Annotated in this window: 21 protein-coding genes; 15 read left to right on the top strand and 6 right to left on the bottom strand. The window is 41.6% G+C overall.

Translation table 11 applies throughout. The features are described 5' to 3' along the window. Window positions 1-44: 44 nt before the first annotated feature. On the bottom strand, window positions 45-449 hold the full coding sequence (locus tag ACIH2S_RS08880) for an NUDIX hydrolase (protein WP_036948295.1): 405 nt from the start codon (window positions 447-449) through the stop codon (window positions 45-47). Window positions 450-521: 72 nt separating this feature from the next. Next, window positions 522-860 carry a DUF4377 domain-containing protein gene (locus ACIH2S_RS08885; RefSeq protein WP_036948292.1) on the bottom strand — a complete coding sequence of 113 codons (339 nt, stop codon included), beginning with the start codon at window positions 858-860 and terminating at the stop codon, window positions 522-524. A gap of 351 nt (window positions 861-1,211) precedes the next feature. On the opposite strand from ACIH2S_RS08885, the gene aspS reads away from it, so the two are divergent. The 7 genes from aspS (at window position 1,212) to ACIH2S_RS08920 (ending at window position 7,277) form a co-directional block, all read left to right on the top strand. Continuing rightward, complete coding sequence (gene aspS / locus ACIH2S_RS08890) at window positions 1,212-2,981, top strand: aspartate--tRNA ligase (RefSeq protein WP_108478192.1); 1,770 nt, start codon at window positions 1,212-1,214, stop codon at window positions 2,979-2,981. Then, complete coding sequence (gene nudB / locus ACIH2S_RS08895; protein ID WP_108478191.1) at window positions 2,981-3,415, top strand: dihydroneopterin triphosphate diphosphatase; 435 nt, start codon at window positions 2,981-2,983, stop codon at window positions 3,413-3,415. The genes aspS and nudB overlap by 1 nt, the downstream gene beginning before the upstream one ends. 30 nt (window positions 3,416-3,445) lie before the next feature. Beyond that, a complete protein-coding gene (locus tag ACIH2S_RS08900; protein WP_036948283.1) occupies window positions 3,446-4,189 on the top strand; it encodes a YebC/PmpR family DNA-binding transcriptional regulator in 744 nt (247 codons plus the stop codon). A gap of 223 nt (window positions 4,190-4,412) precedes the next feature. Further along, window positions 4,413-4,934 carry a crossover junction endodeoxyribonuclease RuvC gene (gene ruvC, locus ACIH2S_RS08905; protein WP_036948281.1) on the top strand — a complete coding sequence of 174 codons (522 nt, stop codon included), beginning with the start codon at window positions 4,413-4,415 and terminating at the stop codon, window positions 4,932-4,934. Between the two features lie 84 nt (window positions 4,935-5,018). After that, window positions 5,019-5,636 carry a Holliday junction branch migration protein RuvA gene (gene ruvA, locus ACIH2S_RS08910; RefSeq protein ID WP_036948277.1) on the top strand — a complete coding sequence of 206 codons (618 nt, stop codon included), beginning with the start codon at window positions 5,019-5,021 and terminating at the stop codon, window positions 5,634-5,636. 16 nt (window positions 5,637-5,652) lie between these two features. Next, on the top strand, window positions 5,653-6,663 hold the full coding sequence (gene ruvB, locus ACIH2S_RS08915; protein ID WP_108478190.1) for a Holliday junction branch migration DNA helicase RuvB: 1,011 nt from the start codon (window positions 5,653-5,655) through the stop codon (window positions 6,661-6,663). A 254-nt stretch (window positions 6,664-6,917) separates the two neighbouring features. Then, window positions 6,918-7,277, top strand: coding sequence for a hypothetical protein (locus ACIH2S_RS08920; RefSeq protein WP_108478189.1), 360 nt, complete (start codon window positions 6,918-6,920; stop codon window positions 7,275-7,277). A gap of 96 nt (window positions 7,278-7,373) precedes the next feature. Here the strand turns inward: ACIH2S_RS08920 and znuB are convergent, their stop codons facing one another. Together znuB and znuC are read right to left on the bottom strand one after the other, a co-directional pair. Beyond that, complete coding sequence (znuB, locus tag ACIH2S_RS08925) at window positions 7,374-8,159, bottom strand: zinc ABC transporter permease subunit ZnuB (RefSeq protein ID WP_036948270.1); 786 nt, start codon at window positions 8,157-8,159, stop codon at window positions 7,374-7,376. Next, window positions 8,152-8,919 (bottom strand): zinc ABC transporter ATP-binding protein ZnuC, encoded by a 768-nt coding sequence (gene znuC / locus ACIH2S_RS08930; protein ID WP_108478188.1) that lies wholly within the window; start codon window positions 8,917-8,919, stop codon window positions 8,152-8,154. The genes znuB and znuC overlap by 8 nt, the downstream gene beginning before the upstream one ends. Window positions 8,920-8,992: 73 nt before the next feature. Between znuC and znuA the strand changes: the two genes are divergently transcribed. From znuA to ACIH2S_RS08970, 8 genes are all read left to right on the top strand, one after another. After that, window positions 8,993-9,952 carry a zinc ABC transporter substrate-binding protein ZnuA gene (znuA, locus tag ACIH2S_RS08935; protein WP_036948265.1) on the top strand — a complete coding sequence of 320 codons (960 nt, stop codon included), beginning with the start codon at window positions 8,993-8,995 and terminating at the stop codon, window positions 9,950-9,952. Window positions 9,953-9,972: 20 nt separating this feature from the next. Continuing rightward, complete coding sequence (gene mepM, locus ACIH2S_RS08940) at window positions 9,973-11,307, top strand: murein DD-endopeptidase MepM (protein WP_036948263.1); 1,335 nt, start codon at window positions 9,973-9,975, stop codon at window positions 11,305-11,307. A gap of 117 nt (window positions 11,308-11,424) precedes the next feature. Continuing rightward, window positions 11,425-12,399, top strand: a complete 975-nt coding sequence (gene lpxM, locus ACIH2S_RS08945) for a lauroyl-Kdo(2)-lipid IV(A) myristoyltransferase (protein WP_036948261.1) — start codon at window positions 11,425-11,427, stop codon at window positions 12,397-12,399. Between the two features lie 221 nt (window positions 12,400-12,620). Then, window positions 12,621-13,478 (top strand): LysR family transcriptional regulator, encoded by an 858-nt coding sequence (locus tag ACIH2S_RS08950; protein ID WP_430248507.1) that lies wholly within the window; start codon window positions 12,621-12,623, stop codon window positions 13,476-13,478. A 186-nt stretch (window positions 13,479-13,664) separates the two neighbouring features. Next, window positions 13,665-14,186 carry a fimbrial protein gene (locus tag ACIH2S_RS08955; protein WP_349487797.1) on the top strand — a complete coding sequence of 174 codons (522 nt, stop codon included), beginning with the start codon at window positions 13,665-13,667 and terminating at the stop codon, window positions 14,184-14,186. Then, window positions 14,104-14,901, top strand: coding sequence for a fimbrial biogenesis chaperone (locus ACIH2S_RS08960; RefSeq protein ID WP_080675595.1), 798 nt, complete (start codon window positions 14,104-14,106; stop codon window positions 14,899-14,901). The genes ACIH2S_RS08955 and ACIH2S_RS08960 overlap by 83 nt, the downstream gene beginning before the upstream one ends. A gap of 114 nt (window positions 14,902-15,015) precedes the next feature. After that, window positions 15,016-17,418 (top strand): fimbria/pilus outer membrane usher protein, encoded by a 2,403-nt coding sequence (locus ACIH2S_RS08965; protein ID WP_430248508.1) that lies wholly within the window; start codon window positions 15,016-15,018, stop codon window positions 17,416-17,418. Between the two features lie 8 nt (window positions 17,419-17,426). Further along, on the top strand, window positions 17,427-18,449 hold the full coding sequence (locus tag ACIH2S_RS08970) for a fimbrial protein (RefSeq protein WP_108478185.1): 1,023 nt from the start codon (window positions 17,427-17,429) through the stop codon (window positions 18,447-18,449). A 73-nt stretch (window positions 18,450-18,522) separates the two neighbouring features. On the opposite strand, the gene pyk is transcribed toward ACIH2S_RS08970, so the two are convergent. Both pyk and ACIH2S_RS08980 read right to left on the bottom strand, forming a co-directional pair. Beyond that, entirely contained in the window at window positions 18,523-19,965 is a 1,443-nt protein-coding gene (gene pyk / locus ACIH2S_RS08975; protein WP_108478184.1) for a pyruvate kinase, read from the bottom strand. Between the two features lie 200 nt (window positions 19,966-20,165). Next, complete coding sequence (locus ACIH2S_RS08980; protein ID WP_036948244.1) at window positions 20,166-21,011, bottom strand: MurR/RpiR family transcriptional regulator; 846 nt, start codon at window positions 21,009-21,011, stop codon at window positions 20,166-20,168. Window positions 21,012-21,198 lie beyond the last annotated feature (187 nt).

The following is a 21,198-nucleotide window of genomic DNA, read 5'->3' on the forward strand; positions in this document are numbered from 1 at the left end:
ATCTACAAATAGAAATATATCGATTTTGATAATTCATTTTTGAATTATTGAATAAGGTTATCCGCTTTAAGTTGCGCCAAGACAGCTATCGCGGTGATAGAGCAGCGGTCAGTATCATTGGAATCTAGCCACACTAGTTCAGCAATTTCAGCCGCGGGTTGAGGGATGCCGTCGTAATCGGCGTGGTAGCAACGAATACAAACCTGTGTGCCATCCTGTTTGCCATCAGCTAACCCTGTGAATTCTCCGTAGAATCGGATGGATTCAGGGTGCAGGGTTAATGTGAGTTCCTCATCGATTTCGCGAGCAAGCGCCTGTTGGTCAGTTTCACCGTGTTCACGTTTCCCGCCAGGAATATAAAATAGGGTTTTATTATGGGAACGAACCATGGCAACTTTGCCATTCTGAATGGTAATTAAACCTAATTTATCAATGATTTTAGTGCTCATCTTTTGCCTTAACCTGTTGTAGCTTGCGGCCAATCATAGAAAAGAGCAGGTGGTTTTACACCTGCGTCGACATTATTTTTTCTCGATAACTTTGACTAACTCATAACGAATGCTTGGGGCATCAGCGGGTGGGTTAGGCACATCAAATTGTTGAACCTCTAGTACGTAGTTATAGCCAGGCTCATAGCTGAATCCTTGAATGGATGAGTAAAAATATTGCCAATCATCCGTTGGTTTTTCTTTAACTTTCATGCATTTCATAGGTGCAACGCCGACACAGTCAGCCAGAGAGGAGTCGATATAAAAGATTTTATTGTTGCTATTGGTGGGCTTCATCGTATTGGTATTATTTCCGTTTTGGCATCCTGCAAGCAGAACAAGAAGGGATGATGCGAGTAGAATTTTTTTCATAAAGGTTCCTCTAGTTTCAGGCAAAAGTGTCTGAATATGAGTAATTATAGCAAAATGAGACGGGTAATTATTCCCAAAAAAATTATGATCTAACAAACAATCAAATTTTAATTCTCAATTGGGTGTGTGATTTTTTTAGATTCGTTGGGATCGTTTTAATAGATAAGAACCATTTTTATTGATTAGAGATGGTTTTTTTGTATCAATTTCGCAGTTAAGCTGTATAGCAAACTGTTTGTCTAACAGAATTTCCTATATAATGTCTGCCTTTTTTGACATTCTGAATTTTCAGCTAAATGCCAAATTCCCGCAGCAAGCAAAAGCACAACAAGCTGAGTAAAAGGATAGAGTATGCGTACTAATTATTGTGGGCAATTAAATATCGCTCATGAAGGCCAGAAGGTCACTCTTTGTGGATGGGTAAACCGCCGTCGTGACTTAGGTGGTTTGATTTTTATCGATATGCGTGATCGTGAAGGTATCGTTCAAGTTTTCTTCGATCCAGAGCGTAAAGACATATTTGAAAAAGCGTCAGAACTGCGTAACGAGTTCTGCATCCAAATCACAGGTACAGTACGTGCGCGCCCAGATAGCCAGAAAAACAAAGACATGGCTACGGGTGAAATTGAAATCTTTGCTGAAGGCTTGGAAGTCTTCAACAAATCTGAACCTCTGCCATTAGACAGCAACCAAACCAACACAGAAGAGCGCCGTTTAAAATACCGCTATTTAGATTTACGCCGTCCGGAGATGTCAGATCGTCTGCGTACTCGTGCGAAAATCACCAGCTTTGTTCGTAACTTTATGGACAAAGAAGGCTTTATGGACGTTGAAACGCCAATGCTAACCAAAGCGACGCCAGAAGGGGCGCGTGACTACTTAGTACCAAGCCGTGTTCATAAAGGCAAATTCTACGCATTGCCACAATCCCCTCAGCTGTTCAAACAGCTGCTGATGATGTCTGGCTTCGATCGTTACTATCAAATCGTAAAATGCTTCCGTGATGAAGATTTACGTGCTGACCGTCAACCTGAATTTACCCAAATCGATGTGGAAACCTCGTTCATGAGCGCGGAGCAAGTTCGCGAAGTGATGGAGCGTATGATCCGCAACCTGTGGCTTGATGTGAAAGGCGTTGATTTAGGCGATTTCCCAATCATGACCTTCGCAGAAGCGATGCGTCGCTACGGTTCAGATAAACCAGACCTGCGTAACCCAATGGAACTGGTTGATGTTGCTGATATCGTTAAAGATGTTGAATTCGCAGTATTTGCGGGGCCAGCAAATGACCCTAAAGGCCGTGTTGCAGCCCTGAAAGTGCCGGGCGGCGCAGCAATGACCCGTAAACAAATTGACGAATACGGCAATTTCGTGGGCATCTATGGTGCGAAAGGCTTAGCGTGGATGAAAATCAACGAACGCGCGAAAGGCTTAGAAGGCGTTCAGAGTCCAGTTGCTAAGTTCCTAACCTTAGAAATTATCGAGCAAATTATTGAACGTACTGGCGCAGCCGATGGCGACATTATCCTGTTTGGTGCGGGTGCGAAAAATGTGGTGACTGACTCCATGGGCGCATTACGCCTGAAAGTGGGTCGTGACTTCGAGCTGACTAACTTAAATAGCTGGCAGCCACTGTGGGTTATCGACTTCCCTATGTTTGAAGAAAATGGCGAAGGCGGCTTAACCGCGATGCACCACCCATTCACTTCACCAAAAGATTTCACTCCGGAAGATCTGGCGAAAAACCCTGAAGATGCCGTTGCGAATGCCTACGATATGGTTATCAATGGTTACGAAGTGGGTGGCGGTTCTGTCCGTATTCACCGCAGCGAAATGCAACAAACCGTGTTCGGTATTTTAGGTATCAATGAAGAAGAACAACGTGAAAAGTTCGGCTTCCTGTTAGATGCACTGAAATACGGTACGCCACCACATGCAGGTTTGGCATTTGGTTTAGACCGCTTAGTGATGCTGTTAACTGGAACTGATAACATCCGTGATGTTATTGCCTTCCCGAAAACGACCGCAGCGGCGTGTTTAATGACCAATGCGCCAAGTCATGCAAACCCTGATTCGCTGACTGAGTTAGCGATTGCAGTTGTGGCGAAAGAAGAAGAGTAATGAAAAGTTATAAGCGCCCAGAATCGGTATTAGTCATTATGGTGGCTGAAAACACGGGCAGGGTGCTTATGATGCGGCGTAAAGATGATCCAGACTTCTGGCAATCAGTGACCGGAAGTTTGGAACTTCATGAAAACAGTGCTGCGGATGCAGCGCTTCGCGAAATCAAAGAAGAGACGGGGTTTAACCCGCAACCAAGTCAGTTACATGATTTGTCGAAAAGTATCATCTTTGAAATTTTCCCGCATTTCAGGCATCGTTATGCACCGGATGTAACCCACTGTAAAGAACATTGGTTTAAATTGGTGCTAAGTGATGAACAAACGCCATTACTGACTGAACACACAGAATTTTGTTGGCTTGAACCGCAACAGGCGGCAAAGCTGACAAAATCGTGGAGCAACAGCCAGGCTATTTTAGAATTTGCTGTTTAATTATTTTATTGACGTTTTTGGAGATATTTCATGGCAGGTCATAGTAAATGGGCCAACACCAAACACCGTAAAGCGGCGCAAGACGCAAAACGCGGTAAGATTTTCACTAAAATTATTCGTGAGCTGGTCACTGCAGCGCGTTTAGGCGGCGGCGATGTCGCAACTAACCCACGTTTGCGTGCTGCTGTGGATAAAGCATTATCAAACAACATGACTCGCGACACATTAAACCGTGCGATTGCGCGTGGTGTGGGTAATGATGATAACGATAATATGGAAACCATCATTTATGAAGGTTACGGTCCTGGCGGCACAGCGGTTATGGTTGAATGTCTAAGTGACAACCGTAACCGTACCGTCTCTGAAGTTCGCCACGCGTTTACGAAAACGGGCGGTAACTTAGGGACTGATGGTTCTGTATCTTATCTGTTCACCAAACGTGGCGTGATCACTTACGCACCGGGCGTGGACGAAGATGCTCTGATGGAAGCTGCATTGGAAGCGGGTGCCGACGACGTTGAAACTTACGATGATGGCGCGATTGACGTTTACACTACACCAGAAACGTTTGGTGAAGTGAAAGATGCGCTGGATGCCGCTGGTTTTACTAGCGAAAACGCTGAAGTTTCTATGGTTCCATCCACTAAAGCCGAACTTGATGTTGAAACTGCCCCTAAATTACTGCGTCTGATTGATATGTTAGAAGATTCAGACGACGTACAGGAAGTTTATCATAACGGTGATATCTCTGATGAAGTTGCTGAGCAACTGTAATTAAGACGATGTCTGCGTAGAGAAAGCGGGCTGTGTCCAGCCTGTTTTCTCTAACGCCTCCCATCTTCACCTTCTCTTTTATTTGCTATATTTATGATGGTAGGAATGCTACTTACACTGAAATTCCGGTGGAAACGGTGATATTTCCTTGTTGCCATTGTGGCTGTCATTAGATGGGAATAAGATGATATGAAAATTAATAAAGGGCAACTATAGGTTTTATATGGCGATTATTCTAGGTATCGACCCTGGTTCACGGATCACAGGATACGGTGTTATTCGCCAACAAGGTAGGCAACTACTCTATCTTGGAAGTGGGTGTATTCGTACTCAAGTTGATGATTTACCAAGCCGTCTGCAGCGTATTTATGCGGGAGTCTCGGAAATTATCACCCAGTACCAACCTGATGTTTTATCTATCGAACAAGTGTTTATGGCGAAGAATGCGGACTCGGCTCTGAAACTGGGGCAAGCGCGTGGTGTGGCGATTGTCGCGGCAGCAAACCAAAATATTCCCGTTTTTGAATATGCGGCTCGCCAAGTCAAGCAAACTGTTGTGGGAACGGGAGCTGCAGAAAAAAGCCAAGTTCAACATATGGTGAAATCTATCCTAAAATTATCGGCTAGCCCCCAAGCGGATGCTGCGGATGCGCTGGCGATTGCCATCACACATTGCCATTTTAATCAAAACCTGCTGAAAGTCGGCGATCCGCGTTTAGTGTTGACCCGTGGAAGATTAAGATGAAGACTGGATATGCATCCAGCATTTTTTGTGGTATAAACAGCAGAGTCAAAATTTAAAACGCTAATCAAATTTAAGGGGTTCAGTGTGATAGGTCGTTTACGTGGCATCGTATTAGAAAAGCAACCACCCATTGTGTTACTTGAGCTACAAGGTGTTGGCTATGAAGTTCATATGCCAATGACTTGTTTCTATGAATTACCTGAAATTGGTCAAGAAGCGATTGTTTTCACCCACTTTGTTGTGCGAGAAGACGCTCAATTACTGTATGGTTTCAATGACAAACAAGAGCGTGCACTATTTAAAGAGCTGATTAAAGTCAATGGCGTGGGTCCTAAACTGGCACTCGCAATTTTATCTGGCATGTCGGCTCAACAATTTGTGTCTGCCATCGAGCAAGAAGCGATTTCCTCTCTGGTGAAATTGCCAGGTATTGGTAAGAAAACTGCCGAGCGTTTAGTGGTCGAAATGAAAGACCGTTTCAAAGGCTTGAATGGGGATCTTTTCAACCCAGTGAGCGATATTAATTTACCAAGCGTGAAGAGCCAAGGACCAAGCCAAGCAGATATCGAAGCCGAAGCCGCTGCTGCCTTGATTGCTTTGGGATATAAGCCGCAAGAAGCCAGCCGTATGGTGAGTAAAGTCGCGAAACCTGATAGCGATTCTGAAACCCTGATCCGTGATGCCTTACGCGCAGCACTTTAATTGAGAGATTATTACGATGATTGAAGCTGATCGCCTAATTACCGCTGAAGTGCTGCATTCTGAAGAAGAAGCCATTGATCGCGCGATCCGCCCTAAATTACTGGATGAGTATATTGGGCAACCGCAAGTTAAGCATCAAATGGAAATATTTATTCAGGCAGCCAAAATGCGGGGGGATGCGCTTGATCATCTGTTAATTTTTGGACCACCAGGGTTAGGAAAAACCACATTAGCGGGTATTGTCGCCAACGAACTTGGGGTTAATTTACGGACAACCTCAGGGCCTGTCCTAGAAAAGGCAGGGGATTTGGCAGCGATGCTGACTAACCTTGAGCCTCATGATGTCCTGTTTATTGATGAAATCCATCGCCTTTCACCCGTAGTCGAAGAGATTTTGTATCCTGCCATGGAAGACTATCAATTAGATATTATGATTGGTGAAGGTCCTGCGGCACGTTCCATCAAAATCGATTTACCGCCATTCACGTTAATTGGCGCCACTACGCGGGCTGGCTCTTTAACGTCGCCACTGCGTGACCGCTTTGGGATCGTACAGCGCTTAGAATTTTACCAAGTTGATGATTTGCAACATATCGTGAAGCGTAGCGCTCAGTATATGGGGCTGGATATCACCGAAGAAGGGGCATTGCAGGTCGCGATGCGTTCACGAGGAACACCACGGATCACTAACCGTTTATTACGCCGTGTGCGTGACTTTGCCCAAGTAAAAGGCAATGGCAGTATTGATGAGTTGATTGCGAGCCAAGCGCTGGATATGTTGAATGTGGATGTGGCGGGTTTTGACTATCTTGACCGTAAACTGCTGGTGGCAATCATCGATAAGTTTATGGGCGGACCAGTGGGGGTTGATAACCTTGCCGCTGCGATTGGAGAAGAGCGCGAGACCATCGAAGATGTGCTAGAGCCTTATCTTATCCAGCAAGGGTTTATTCAGCGAACACCAAGAGGGCGTATGGCAACAGCCCATGCTTATTCTCATTTCGGGTTAACGCCGAAAGAAGTCTAGATTTTAAACGCTTGATTGATATATAGATACGTATGATTTAAATAATATCATACGTATTTCAAATGAAATGAACCCAGTAATTTAGCCACAATTACTGGGTTTTTTTGTATCTATATTTTACTAAATTGAGAAATTATCATTATTTAGTCCATGAAATGGTATTGAGAATATATGCAGTGAGTTTTAAAAATACAGACATTGATAATGATTTTTATTATCATATGGTGTTTTTTCGACTATTAGGATAGTCCCACATGAATAAAGCTTCTTGCACATTTGCGCTCACAGTACTTTTATTTGCAACTGTTGTTTCTGGTTGCACAAAAAACACCAAAGCTATCACCAATAAGGAAACTATTGAAAGTTGTTCTCGGTATTTACCTGAAGGATCAACATATTGGGTGAGTATCGAGGGTGAAATTGACTTAAACAAGAAATTTCATGGGGATTTAAACGTGAATGTTCCAAAAAATAAATTAAATGATCCAAAATACTCAGATGAAGGATTTAAACTAAAAGTTAATCAATTTATGGATTGTGTCGGTGGATTTATAAACGATAGTGTCGGTGATGTAGAAACCCCCGTGAATAACGATAAAAAGAATGTTGAATAATTCGTATTATTGAATTTTATTAGAACCCGCATAAAGCGGGTTTTCTATAGGTTTTTTATCCAGATACGGTTTTATTCAGGCATTCTTTTTATACAACTAGTTTTTCGTTTTTACGCACAAACTTAGAATAAATAAAATGGCAGAAGTTAGTACCACGGACGGGCCAGCCGGAGTGTCATAAAATGCGGATAGGGTTAATCCGCCAGTCACGGAAACCATGCCAATACCAATGGCGGTGAGCGCCATTTGTTCTGGCGTTTTTGCAAAACGTCGAGCGGTAGCAGCGGGGATGATCAGTAAAGAGGTAATGATTAGCGCACCAACAAATTTCATTGCGATCCCGATGGTTAACGCCGTGACCATCATCAACAATAAGCGAGAGCGTTGGAGATTAATTCCATCCACAAAAGCCAGCTCTGAGCTAACTGTCATCGATAAAAGCGCCCGCCATCGATAAAAAAGCAACCCGCAAACGACAACTACACCGATTAGAATCGTTATAATGTCTTCATATGTTACGGATAACAAATCACCAAATAGATAAGCCATCAGATCGACGCGGACATTCGCCATTAGGCTGACGACAACAAGGCCTAAAGATAGAGAGCTGTGAGCCATAATGCCGAGTAATGTATCGACGGCGAGTTGAGGACGTTTTTCCAGCCACACAAGGATCAGAGCCAATAATAACGTCACGGCGATCACGGCGTAAAAGGGATTAATGTTTAACAGCAAACCGAAGGCAACACCTAGCAAAGATGCGTGGGCGAGGGTGTCCCCAAAATAGGACATGCGGCGCCAAACCACAAAGGAACCTAAGGGACCGGCAGCAATCGCGAGTAACATACCTGCAATCCAACCAGGTAACAGTAACTCAATCATGATGGCAATCCTTGCTGTGTTGGTGGGATGTAATCACATTACCTTCTAAATCATGTTGGTGATTATGTTGATGACGGTAAACCCCCAGTTGCTGTGCGCCCCGATAGCCAAACATAGCAACAAATTCAGGGTGATTAGAGACAACATCAGGGGTACCAGAGCAACAAATATGCCCGTTAATACATAAAACTTGGTCTGTTTTTGCCATAACTAAATGCAGGTCATGAGAGACCATGAGAACCGCGCAACCGAGTTCAGTTCTTAATTGATTGATTAGGTCATACAACGCAACTTGACCATTAATATCGACGCCTTGGGCGGGCTCATCGAGAACCAACAAATCAGGTTTATTGAGTAATGCACGCGCAAGCAGAACGCGCTGGGTTTCACCACCCGAGAGTTTCTGCATTGGCTGGTCAATAAGATGCGTGGCTTTTACTCGCTCGAGAGCGGGTAATAAATGCGCCGTGCGGACACCTTGCTTTAACATCATAAACCGCTTTACGGTTAGCGGTAGGGTGGTATCTAAATGCAGTTTTTGTGGGACATAACCAATAGAGAGTGACGAGGCTCGATTGATAGTGCCTGATGTGGGCGCTAATAGCCCCAATACCACGCGAACAATCGTGGATTTACCGGCACCATTCGGCCCCAATAACGTCACGATATCACCTTTGTTAAGTGCAAAAGTGACATCCTTTAATACGGGTTTATCGCCAAATGAGACAGAGATTTTATTTAAAGATAATAGTGGTTGCATATGAAAACATCTTGCAGAAATCAAGTTGTGTTATATTATAACATTTCAATTTTAAGATCACGGAAAAATGTTCATGATACACAAATCGAAACTTATTACCCGTAAATTCATCTGCAAAGCTACGTTAGCTTCAGTTTTAACTGCATCGATGTTGCCACTAGCCAACGCCGATGTCGTCACATCGATTCGACCTTTAGCTTTCATTGCTGCGGGGATCGCTGATGGTGTCACTGATACACAAGTTTTACTTCCTGATGGCGCTTCGCCACATGATTATGCACTGAAACCTTCGGATTTAAAAAAGATAAAACAGGCTGATTTATTTGTTTGGGTTGGTCCTGAATTAGAAATGTTTTTAGAGAAGCCAATCAATGTATTAGACCAGAATAAACGTCTGGCATTGGCTGAGCAGAAAAATATTCATGACTTATTAATGGCTGAAAACCATGAGGAGGACGATAGCCATCAACATGCCGATGAACCTAACCATGATGCGGATCACGAACATCATCACCATGGTGAGTATAATATGCACATCTGGTTGTCTCCAGATATTGCAAATTTGGCTGCCGATGACATTTACGCGCGTTTAGTAGAGCTTTATCCTGCTCAGAAAGATAAGCTGGACGTAAACCTTCGTAAATTCAAAGAAAACATGGCGCAAAACGATAAGAAAATTGCTAGTATTTTAAAACCGGCTCAAAATAAAGGGTATTTTGTTTTTCACGATGCTTATGGCTACTTTGAAAAACACTATCAGCTCGCTCCGTTAGGGCATTTTACGATAAACCCTGAGATTCAGCCCGGTGCCCAAAAATTGCATCAAATACGAACACAACTGGTTGAGCATAAAGCGCAATGCGTTTTTGCTGAGCCACAATTCAGACCTGCGGTTATTGAAAGCGTAGCGAAAAATACGGGAGTCAAAATGGGTACTCTCGACCCACTCGGTAGTGGGCTGGCAATTGGACCAGATAGCTACATGAAGTTTCTGACTCAACTATCAGAACAATACGCAAGCTGCCTGAATTAAGCATAGAGGAATAGTTTAAAGTGCAGCAAATGGCAAGTGGTATTGTGCAGGCATTTAACGGCTTGTCCAAGACCCATAAAATTGTGTTGAGCACGCTCACTGTCGCCACCATGGCCGTCGCGATTTGGCGGCCTGTACATATCCCTACCACGCATGAAAGTGACAGTTCTCCTGATACGGTCATTCCTTTTGCTCAATCAGCGATTGAAGCAGAAGGCGATGATTTAATTCAAGATAGTAGTGAGCAGTTACCCGATGAAGGCGTTGCAGACAGCGACACTGACGCATCAGATGCAGATGGTACACCTCTCGCACATGAATATGTTGTCTCAAGTGGCGATAATTTATCGTCTATTTTGACCCAGTTTGGTATTGAAGCTGGTGATGTTGCGACACTTTCAAATCAACATAAATCATTACGTAATTTAAAAATCGGTCAAACCCTTAGCTGGACACTGAATGCTGATGGCGAATTAGAATCCTTAACGTGGGATGTTTCTCGTCGTGAAACGCGTATCTTCAAACGTGTTGGGGCAACCAACAAATTTGAAGAAGTGAAAGAGATCCGCAAAGGTGATTGGACAAACAGCGTGATGACCGGTTCTATCGAAGGCACGTTTGCTCAAAGCACCAAGAAAGCCGGTTTGACTCGTACCGAAGGTCGTGAAGTTACCAAAGCATTACAGTGGCAGGTGGACTTTAATAAGCTGAAAAAAGGCGATAAGTTTACTGTTTTAATGGGGCGCGAGATGCTCAATGGGACTCATGAACAGAGCCAACTAGTTGGCGTACGTTTACAGTCTGGCGGTAAAAATTACTACGCTTTCCGTGCTGAAGACGGACGCTACTATGACAGTGAAGGTAATGGTTTAGAACGCGGTTTCTTGCGTTTTCCAACGGTTAAGCAGTTCAGAGTTTCATCACACTTTAACCCGCGTCGTGTTAACCCGGTAACGGGGCGAGTTGCACCACATAAAGGGGTCGACTTCTCAATGCCAGTGGGTACCCCTGTATTAGCGGTTGGTGATGGTGAAGTGATTGTGGCGAAGTACAGTGGTGCGGCAGGAAACTTTATTGCTATTCGCCATGGTCGCCAATATACGACGCGTTATATGCATTTACGTCAATTGCTGGTGAAACCAGGACAAAAAGTGAAGCGTGGTGATCGCATTGCGTTATCAGGTAATACTGGACGTTCTACAGGGCCACATCTCCATTTTGAAATGTGGGTTAACCAACAAGCCGTCAACCCGCTAACTGCGAAATTACCAAGCTCAGGTGGTTTAACAGGTAAAGAACGTAAAGAATATTTAGAGCTGGTCAAAGAGACTAAACCTCAGCTTAAACTGAAATAACCATTTCAGCTTCTTCATCCAATAACTGGCAGATACTTGTGTCTGCCAGTTTTTTTTGTAATGCTCTTACACATTCATTTTTGGTTATCAAAATAGCCGTGATTTCTTGGGTATAACATGAATAAAGAACAAGATACCGACAGCAAAAAGGGCTATGTGCCAACGTTTCATAAATCCTATTTATTACCTAAATATTGGGGCGTGTGGTTAGGTGCAGGGCTCTTTGTTGCGCTTGCCTATATCCCTGTTAAAGTTCGTGATCCTATGCTGGCAAAAATAGGTAAATGGGTTGGACGATTAGCGAAGAGCGCCCGTCGCCGAGCTAAAATTAACTTACTCTATTGCTTTCCTGATATGGAAGAGCAACAAAGAGAAGAGTTGGTTGATCGGATGTTTGAAACTGCACCGCAGTCTTTTGTCATGTTGGCTGAATTGTGTGTACGTGGTGCAGAGCGAACATTAGCGCGCACCCAGTGGCATAACAAACAGATTATCGACCAATTGCAGGAACAGCAAAGCAATGTGATTTTTATGGTTCCTCACGGCTGGGCTGTCGATGCTCCTGCAATGTTATTAGCTGCGATGGGGCAGAATATGGCGGCGATGTTCCATCACCAGAAAAATCCCGTTGCAGATTATTTGTGGAACAAGGCGCGTTACCATTTTGGTGGACGCCTTCATTCCCGCGAAGCAGGAATTAAACCTTTTATTGCATCGGTCAGACAAGGTTACTGGGGTTTTTATCTACCCGATCAAGATCATGGGGAAGAACACAGTGAATTTGTTGATTTCTTTGGCACATACAAAGCGACTTTACCCGCTATTGGTCGATTGATGAAAGTGTGTAAAGCGAAAATTGTTCCGTTATTTCCGGTGTACGATCACGTTAATCATCAATTACATATCTATGTTCGTGAACCAATGGATGATATTGATGGGCAAGATGATAACTATATTGCACGTCGAATGAATGAGGAGTTAGAGTTTTTAGTTGAGCCTAATCCAGAGCAATATACGTGGATCCTCAAACTCTTGAAAACGCGCAAGGAAGGTGAAATAGAGCCTTATCAGCGAAAGGATTTATATCGCTAGATATCTTTTTAGTATAGTAAAAAGCCACGGTAATCATTATCCGTGGCTTTTGTTTTTTAAGAGCGGTAGATATTTATTATATATAATTATGGAATAAATTTAATTTAAAAGATGGCTTTAAAATAATGCTAAAAACACTAAAGTGTAGGAGTGATATTCTAAATACATTGTTATATTCTTCCTGAGATGAAGGTGAGGGAAGATTATGGGCTGGAAACATTATGAATAAAACGAAAACAACATTAGATCAATGGATAACTTTGCAAGCTGTTGTCGATTATGGCGGGTTCGCTCAAGCAGCTGAAGTGTTACATAAAACACAATCTTCAATTAGTTATACTATTAGTAAGCTAGAACAAATATTAGATATTGAAATTTTTGTAGTGGAAAAACGCCGAGCTGTATTAACTTCACAAGGTGAAGCACTATTAGCATTATCACGAGAAGTGACCAATAAAGCGATTGCATTAGAAATAGCCGCGAAATTAATAAATAAAAAGATAAATAATAAAATAAAGATAGTAATAGATTCATTATATAGCAGTGATGACCTATTAAATAAGATTGGAAGCCTAATCAAAAGTAGAAAAGATTATGATATTGAATTAACCAAAACACTACTGAATCGGGAAGATATCTTATCATATAAAGAGTTTGATTTATTAATATTTCATCATTATATCGGTTCATTAAATCCCATCTTTTTGGGAGAGATTGACGCGGTTCTTGTTACAGCGCCTAATCATTATTTGCAGCAATGTACCAAAGATAAGATTAGACATAAACTCGAAAAAACACCGCATATTGTTTTGTCTACGATTTTTCAAGATAAGATGCGAAGCCACCAAACTGTTAAGGTTGCAAATACTGAAACAGCGATTAAATTAACTAAAAATTCAGTCGGTTACTCTTGGTTTCCAAGGAATATTATTCATGAATTGATAGAGGAAAACATCTTAAAAGAAATTGAGAATGATATTTGCAATTCTAAATACCAATTTTATATGTATAAAAATAAAAATCCCATAATAAATGATATGATCATAAATTACCTATTTAATGATTTCCAAACTAATTAATTTTGGTTTTAAATTTATTCTGTAAAGTGTATGAGTATTTTTGATTTGAATTTAAAAAAATCAATATAACCATTCATTAACTTAATTGAAGGGGGATGCTATATTTCTGGCGAAAAGTAAATATATAACATATTTACTTTTTGAAATGTAAATTTTAAAACATACATTCTATTTATAGGAAATATCATGAATATTCTAAATAAAACTCTAAATTTATTGGGAGTGAGCTTGGCTATCACGATCGCACCGGCAGTGTTTGCTTCTGGTGTGATTAATTTTACGGGAGAAATAACGGAGCAAGCTTGTACCGTAGATAGTCAATCACGTAATTTAAATGTTGATCTTGGCCGAATATCAACCAAAAGTTTATCTTCTGCTGGAGAAATGGCAGGGTTAACGAATTTCACAATTAAACTTGTAGATTGCCCTCTTGATACTAAAGTGACGGTTAATTTCGCAGGAAATCGCGATGCGGTGGACCAAGATATTCTCGCTTTACATCATGGCAATGGCGCAGCAAAAAACGTAGGTATTGCATTGTATGAAAAAAATGCAGTTTCTCAGATAAAATTATACAAAGATACTAAAGAGGTTGTTTTAGCAGGAAACTCGGGAGAGTTGGAGTATGTTGCAGCGTTTAAAGCAACCGGTGCTGCAACAGCAGGGCAAGCAAATAGTAGCGCAATTTACAGTATTCAATATCAATAATATGCTGGGTGACGCTTGTCACCCATATTTACGTTATGTTGGCATGTCTATGAAGATAATTTATTCAGCTATTTTATTTTTTTTCTGTTTTGTATCTTTAGCATCAGCTAGTGGGATTAGCGTAGGTGGAACTCGTTTTGTTTATATGGATAATAAACGAGAAATTTCAATTCCTATTTTTAATAGTAATGAAAAAAAACCTTTCTTAATCCAAAGTTGGGTGACCGGATTCAATGAGGATATTAAAGCGCCATTTATTGCAACTCCAGCTTTATTCCGTGTTGAGCCGAGTAGTTATGGGGCAGCAAGAATTGCGTATTTAGGCGAGCCACTTTCATCTAACCAAGAAAAAATATTTTTATTAAATATAAAATCAATACCTCCTAAAGATGAGAGTATTGAAAATGAATTGCAAATTATTATTAATTCTCAGTTTAAACTTTTCCTACGCTCAAACGATATTGAGCCATTAAATTTTGATAATATAATATTAACAAAAGAGCATAATGGAATAAAAATAAAAAATAAAACTCCATATCATTTATCAATTAAAAGCATTTTAATTAATGGGGAGTCCATAAAAGGAATGAAAATGATTTACCCTTGGGTAGATGATTATATTTTTAAAGATAAGATAGATAAGGGGCATGTAGTTACTGTTGAATTTATTAATGACTATGGTGCTATTGTGGAAAAGAAAATAACCAAGAGCTAGTGTATGGAAACACACCACTTAATCAAAAATTGGTTTTATAGTAAAAAAACGAAATTCATTAATATTACATTTTTTTCATCAGTTGGATTTGCATCAATTTCTAGTGCAAGTGAGATGTTTGACATCAATGCAATTAATACAGGGATTGAGAATAAGCTATCTGACTCTTCATTATTAAGTTATCTTTCTAAAACAGAAGGGCAACTCCCTGGTCGTTATCAGGTCAATATTTATGTGAATGGAAACAAAGTTGCAGATGAGTTGCTTGAATTTATTTACGATAATGAAGAAAAAAAACTGAAACCTAAGATAACAAAAGAACAGTTAATGAGTTGGGGTGTTAAGCTCTCAATGTTATTACAAAAAAATGAAATCTCTTCAACCGATAAATTCTTAGATATTAAGCGCTCAATTGATGGTAGTGACATTCATCATGATTTCTTTTCAAATCGATTAGATATTAGCATTCCTCAAATTGCAATGGAAATGGCGAGCCGAGGCTATATTGACGTCACTGAATGGGACGATGGAATTAACGGGATGTTTATTAACTATTCAGCACGGTTTAACCGAGCGTGGGGAAACTCAAACAGCCAGCGAAATATTTATGTAGGTCTACGAAATGGGATTAATTGGGGGGCTTGGCGGTTACGTAATCACAGTTATTACAATGACACGAGTGAAAAGGCTATTTTGCATAGTTTGCAAACTTTCTTAGAGCGGGATATTCGTGATTTGAAAAGCCATTTAATTATTGGAGAAACAGCGTCTGATAACGGGATTATGGGTGCTTTTCAATATCACGGTATAAAGCTTATGTCGGAAGAAAGTATGTTACCGCAAAGTCGCCGTGGATTTGCTCCTGTAGTTAGTGGGGTTGCAAATACTAATGCAGTGGTCACTGTTCGTCAAAATGGTCAGATTATTTATCAAACGTCGGTACCTGCTGGGGAATTTATATTGAATGACCTTTATCCAACGTCGTTCAGTGGCGATTTACAGGTTATGGTCGCCGAAGCAAATGGGTCAACAAGAACATTTATCCAGCCTTTTTCGAATGCCCCCATCATGCAAAGGGAAGGTTCATTAAAATACAGCATTGAACTTGGAAAATATCGAGAAGATAAAGGGACACAAAAACCTTATTTTATTCAATTCTCTGGGATCTATGGTCTGCCAATCAATTTAGCGAATTATGGCAATCTATCGTTATTAGGTGGCGCTTTTATCTCAGAAGATAAACAAGTCTATGTTTTAGGATCAGGGGTGAGTTTAGGTTACCTAGGGGGTATTTCATTGGATATGACATACTCACAAGCACAATGGCAGCAATATGCAAAGATGACGGATCAAACCTACCGTCTTCAATATACCAAATATATTCAAAATACAGCGACGGGACTGAATTTATCAGCTCAATACGCGTTAGAGCCAGATATAAACCATACTTTTTTTCAAGCCATAGACATCGACCGAAGATCAAAAAAGCAACGGTTACAGATTGCTTTGAGTCAAGCGCTAGGGAAATGGGGATCTTTAAACATTAATGGGTATCAACAAAAATATTGGGGACAGTCAGGTTCAGATAATAACCTTACAATCAGTTTTGGCTCTCAATATCAATCTATTAATTACAATTTTTCCTATTCCCATTCTGAGCAAAATAATCCTCATCGGGTCGATAGATTATTTTCCTTTAATTGCAGTATGCCATTTCGTTGGAAAGAAAAGGCTTATTGGGGTGTTTATAGCTACAACTCGAGCGGCAATGCCGGGGGAATAAGTACATTTAGCTTGAATGGCTCAGCTTTCAATTCCAATCAATTGCAATATGACATTACTCAGCAATATCATCATAAAAATCAACAATTCAGTCATGGTATTCGTGGTAATTACGTAACCTCTTACGGCGAATTTGGTGCTGGTTGGGATTATGCTTCTGAATATCAAGCTACCCATGCTGAGGCGACTGGAGCGCTTTTATTTCATCAAGATGGAATGACCGCTTCACGCGCGTTTTCTGATGCTATTGGACTAGTTAAAACTCAAGATATTAATAATTTGAAAGTGAATAACGTGCCTTCACTACGTACTAATGGGCAAGGGTATGCAGTGGTGCCTATGTTAACGCGCTATGAGCGTAATAAAGTGAGTGTAGATACCTCGACGTTAAAGGGTAATGATGATGTGGAATTGAGCTCAGCGACCGTTGTTCCCACAAGCGGTGCGATTATTTTGGTGGATCTTAAAGCGAAGCGTGGTGGGCGAGTGGTATTAAAACTCAAGAAAAATAATCGGTTACTCGGGTTTGGTACCCAAGTTAATATTCTCGCACAGCAGCATATCGTCTCATCGGGCATTGTAGCGAATGATGGAGAAGTCTATTTGAGTGGGGTTCCTGCACAGAGTATTGTTCAAATTAAATGGGGAGAAGCGTATACACAGCAGTGTCAATTACCTCTTAAGATTGATGTGAGCAATCAAAATATTCAATTTATTGACGGGGTTTGCCAATAAGGGGTGTTATGAAACAGTTTGCTATCTCCAGCGTTATCTACGCCATCATGTTGTTGTTCTCACCAAGACTTTTCGCAGACTACCGAGCAGAATTTGCATCTTACACGGTACCGATATCTCAAACGCTGTATGTCCCTAAAAGTGCACCCATCAACTCACATATTGCAACGATAGAGCTGGGAACCTATACGCCATGGGTGTGGTGGAATGAATCAGGGACAACGCGAGTGGGAATTAATTTACCTGGTATATTTGATGATCACTATCAGATAGCAGGGGTTGGCGCCATTAAGGAAATTGGCCTATCAGGTATCGGCTTTGCATTGCACGGCTCAGTTAATAGCCCGTGTTCAGCAAGGGGATATGTGAATGGTAAAAATAATCGCGATGGAAATCCGGCGAATCGTTTACTGTGCCCAAGCAGCGAATCAAAGGGCAATTACAATGTTACCTTGAAAGCAGCATTCTATAAAATTCGCCCTCGAGTCAATACTCAATTATTACAATCGACCAGCGCTGCAATGCTTATTGTGTTTAATAATAAGTTTATTATTCAAGATGCGTTTGGAAATGTTGAGCCAAAAATTTGGTTGTCACCGATTAATGTGATTGCAAATGGATGTGAAGTGAAAAATCGGGTGATCAATGTTGTGTTTGGTCAAGTGGAAAAGTCAGGCGCAAATGGGGTGGGGGTGACGCTTGTGAATAGTCGTAAACGGTTCAAAATTGAGCTTGAGTGCGATGAATCTTCACCCGTAAAGATCCGCTTTATGGGAACGGCTGACGAAAGTGGGATAGGTGGAACGATTGCACTCAATAATCCGAATCATCAAGAAACGGCGAAAGGCTTTGGTATTCAAATTAAGCACAAAGGGAAGCCGATTAAACTCAACCAAATGGTACAAATTTCCCGTTTAAATCAAGCGCAACACTATGTTATTCCGTTAGAAGCGGCCTATATTCAAACCGCAGAGAAAACACGCGGAGGAAAGGCGGATGGAACGCTGCAATTTAATTTGCAATATCATTGAGATGAAAAAATAAAAGGGAGCCTAAGCTCCCTCGATGAATTGAACGCTTACATTATCATTAGCGATAAAATTATTATTCAACCACTAAAATACGGCAGGTATTGGTGCTACCGATGGTGCCCATTTGGTCACCTTGAGTCACGATAACTGTATCTCCAACCATCAAGTAGCCATTATCACGTAAACGTGCGATGGCTTCACTTGCTGCTGCAATACCATCAGTATGCGTGCTGCAAAATACAGGGGTAACACCCCGGTACAGTGAACATTGGTTCAATGTTTTTTCATGGCGAGACATCGCGAAAATTGGCAAGCCAGAGCTAATGCGCGACATAATACGTGCGGTACGGCCTGATTCAGTCATCGCGATGATCGCTTTAACGCCTTTTAGGTGGTTGGCGGCGTACATGGTTGACATCGCAATCGCATCTTCGGAACTTTCGAATTCAGCATCTAAACGGTGTTTCGAAATATTCAGACCTGGCATTTTTTCCGCACCAAAACAGACTTGCGCCATGGCGGCGACCGTTTCTGCTGGATACTGTCCTGCGGCGGTTTCTGCGGATAGCATCACCGCATCGGTTCCGTCTAAGACAGCGTTAGCCACATCCATCACTTCTGCACGGGTTGGCATTGGGTTGGTGATCATGGATTCCATCATTTGAGTTGCCGTGATAACCACGCGGTTCAATTGACGGGAACGACGAATTAATTTCTTTTGTACTGCAACCAGTTCAGGGTCACCAATTTCAACCCCTAAGTCACCACGGGCAACCATCACCACATCAGATGCAAGGATCACTTCGTCCATGATGTCGTCAGTTGCGACTGCTTCTGCACGTTCAACTTTGGCGACTATTTGGCATTCGCAACCTGCATCACGTGCTAAACGGCGAGCATAATCCAGATCTTCACCTGAACGCGGGAAAGAGACAGCCAAGAAATCCACATTGATTTTTGCGGCGGTAATAATGTCGGCTTTGTCTTTTTCTGTCAGCGCTTCTGCGGACAAGCCACCACCGAGTTTATTAATGCCTTTATTGTTGGAAAGTTGTCCGCCGACAGTCACTTCCGTGTAGACTTGCAAACCTTGAACTTCACGAACCTTTAACTGTACGCGACCATCATCCAGTAGGAGAATATCGCCAGGTACGACGTCAGCAGGTAGACCTTTATAGTCGATACCCACTTTATGCTGGTCGCCTTCACCTTTACCTAATGAGGCATCCAGCGTGAATTTATCACCAACATTGAGGAAAACTTTACCGTCTTTAAAAGTAGAAACACGAATTTTCGGACCTTGTAGATCCCCAAGAATAGCGACGTGACGCCCTAATCGAGCCGCTATTTCACGCACTTTATTTGCGCGCGCCATGTGGTCTTCAGGAGTTCCGTGAGAGAAGTTAAGGCGAACAACGTTAGCCCCAGCATTGATAATTTTTTCTAGATTATTATCACGATCGGTTGCTGGACCAAGGGTTGTAACAATTTTAGTTCTTCTAAGCCGTCTAGACATGTATTACTCCGTGACCTGTAATGGTACAAATATAAGTGAAACCATTTCACTCCATTTCGAAACCTATTTACTGCAAATAGGGGTGCTGACACGAGCACAGCTATTATATACAGCAAATTTCTTAAAGCCATCGGGAGAATAAAAACTCTTTGGGCCCGGTAGACTTAAGAAACCTCTTTTAACATTGTCATTTCCATCTTTCAGACATTATCAAACCGCGAATCGCGTAACGCTTCTTTGACCCGTTTCAAGTTATCTCTAAATTTTTCGCCTCGACGCAAAGTAAATCCGGTGGTTAATACATCAATGACGGCAAGCTGCGCCATTCTGGAGACCATTGGCATGTACATGTCCGTATCTTCAGGGACATCAATAATAATCGATAAGCTGGCTTCTTTGGCGAGAGGAGAACCTTCGGAGGTAATTGCGATGACCGTCGCATCATTCTGGCGAGCGAGTTGTGCCATATCGACTAAGGCTTTTGTGCGTCCAGTGTGAGAAATCAACACAATCACATCCCCCTCGCTACTATTGATGCAGCTCATGCGTTGCATGACAATATCATCAAAATATATGACTGGAATATTAAAACGGAAAAATTTATTCATCGCATCGTGGGCTACCGCCGCAGAAGCACCAAACCCAAAAAAACTGATTTTCCGAGCTTGAGTGAGTAAATCAACTGCGCGATTAATGGCATGCGTATCGAGGGTATGTTTGACATTGTCTAACCCTGCCATCGCCGACTCGAAAATTTTGTGAGTATAAGTATTGACGGTGTCAGTCTCTTCGATATGGCGATTAACGTATGGCGTGCCATTGGCAAGATTTTGAGCCAGTTTTAATTTAAAGTCAGGAAACCCTTTGGTTTCCATTTTTCGGCAAAATCGGTTGACGGTAGGCTCGCTGACGTCAGCCAGTTGGGCTAACGCCGCTATACTAAGATGAATAGCACTTTGGGGCATTCCTAAAATGACCTCAGCCACTTTTTTTTCTGATTTGCTCAAAAAATCGAGGCTAGTTTTCATTTGTTCTAAAATATTCATATAGCAAAAGTGCCTATTTCAGCAAAAGGAGAAATATTTCTGCCATCAGAGTATGGTGGCATTAACATCTGGATATGACTGAAAATATACTACGTGTTGGTTGTAAGCTATCTATGCACTGAGCGTAACTTATGGCTTTTTTTACGAAAATATGACCCGTATCTAATTTTCAACTTAGTAAACTCAC

Origin of the sequence: Providencia lanzhouensis, assembly GCF_050469745.1 — a bacterium.
Taxonomy (GTDB): Bacteria; Pseudomonadota; Gammaproteobacteria; order Enterobacterales; family Enterobacteriaceae; genus Providencia; species Providencia lanzhouensis.

Coding starts and splice junctions, on each gene's coding strand:
- ACIH2S_RS08880 (WP_036948295.1), bottom strand. CDS start 449: ATGAGCACTAAAATCATTGATAAATTAGGTTTAATTACCATTCAGAAT.
- ACIH2S_RS08885 (WP_036948292.1), bottom strand. CDS start 860: ATGAAAAAAATTCTACTCGCATCATCCCTTCTTGTTCTGCTTGCAGGA.
- aspS (WP_108478192.1), top strand. CDS start 1,212: ATGCGTACTAATTATTGTGGGCAATTAAATATCGCTCATGAAGGCCAG.
- nudB (WP_108478191.1), top strand. CDS start 2,981: ATGAAAAGTTATAAGCGCCCAGAATCGGTATTAGTCATTATGGTGGCT.
- ACIH2S_RS08900 (WP_036948283.1), top strand. CDS start 3,446: ATGGCAGGTCATAGTAAATGGGCCAACACCAAACACCGTAAAGCGGCG.
- ruvC (WP_036948281.1), top strand. CDS start 4,413: ATGGCGATTATTCTAGGTATCGACCCTGGTTCACGGATCACAGGATAC.
- ruvB (WP_108478190.1), top strand. CDS start 5,653: ATGATTGAAGCTGATCGCCTAATTACCGCTGAAGTGCTGCATTCTGAA.
- ACIH2S_RS08920 (WP_108478189.1), top strand. CDS start 6,918: ATGAATAAAGCTTCTTGCACATTTGCGCTCACAGTACTTTTATTTGCA.
- znuB (WP_036948270.1), bottom strand. CDS start 8,159: ATGATTGAGTTACTGTTACCTGGTTGGATTGCAGGTATGTTACTCGCG.
- znuC (WP_108478188.1), bottom strand. CDS start 8,919: ATGCAACCACTATTATCTTTAAATAAAATCTCTGTCTCATTTGGCGAT.
- znuA (WP_036948265.1), top strand. CDS start 8,993: ATGATACACAAATCGAAACTTATTACCCGTAAATTCATCTGCAAAGCT.
- lpxM (WP_036948261.1), top strand. CDS start 11,425: ATGAATAAAGAACAAGATACCGACAGCAAAAAGGGCTATGTGCCAACG.
- ACIH2S_RS08950 (WP_430248507.1), top strand. CDS start 12,621: ATGAATAAAACGAAAACAACATTAGATCAATGGATAACTTTGCAAGCT.
- ACIH2S_RS08955 (WP_349487797.1), top strand. CDS start 13,665: ATGAATATTCTAAATAAAACTCTAAATTTATTGGGAGTGAGCTTGGCT.
- ACIH2S_RS08960 (WP_080675595.1), top strand. CDS start 14,104: ATGTTGCAGCGTTTAAAGCAACCGGTGCTGCAACAGCAGGGCAAGCAA.
- ACIH2S_RS08965 (WP_430248508.1), top strand. CDS start 15,016: ATGTTTGACATCAATGCAATTAATACAGGGATTGAGAATAAGCTATCT.
- ACIH2S_RS08970 (WP_108478185.1), top strand. CDS start 17,427: ATGAAACAGTTTGCTATCTCCAGCGTTATCTACGCCATCATGTTGTTG.
- pyk (WP_108478184.1), bottom strand. CDS start 19,965: ATGTCTAGACGGCTTAGAAGAACTAAAATTGTTACAACCCTTGGTCCA.
- ACIH2S_RS08980 (WP_036948244.1), bottom strand. CDS start 21,011: ATGAATATTTTAGAACAAATGAAAACTAGCCTCGATTTTTTGAGCAAA.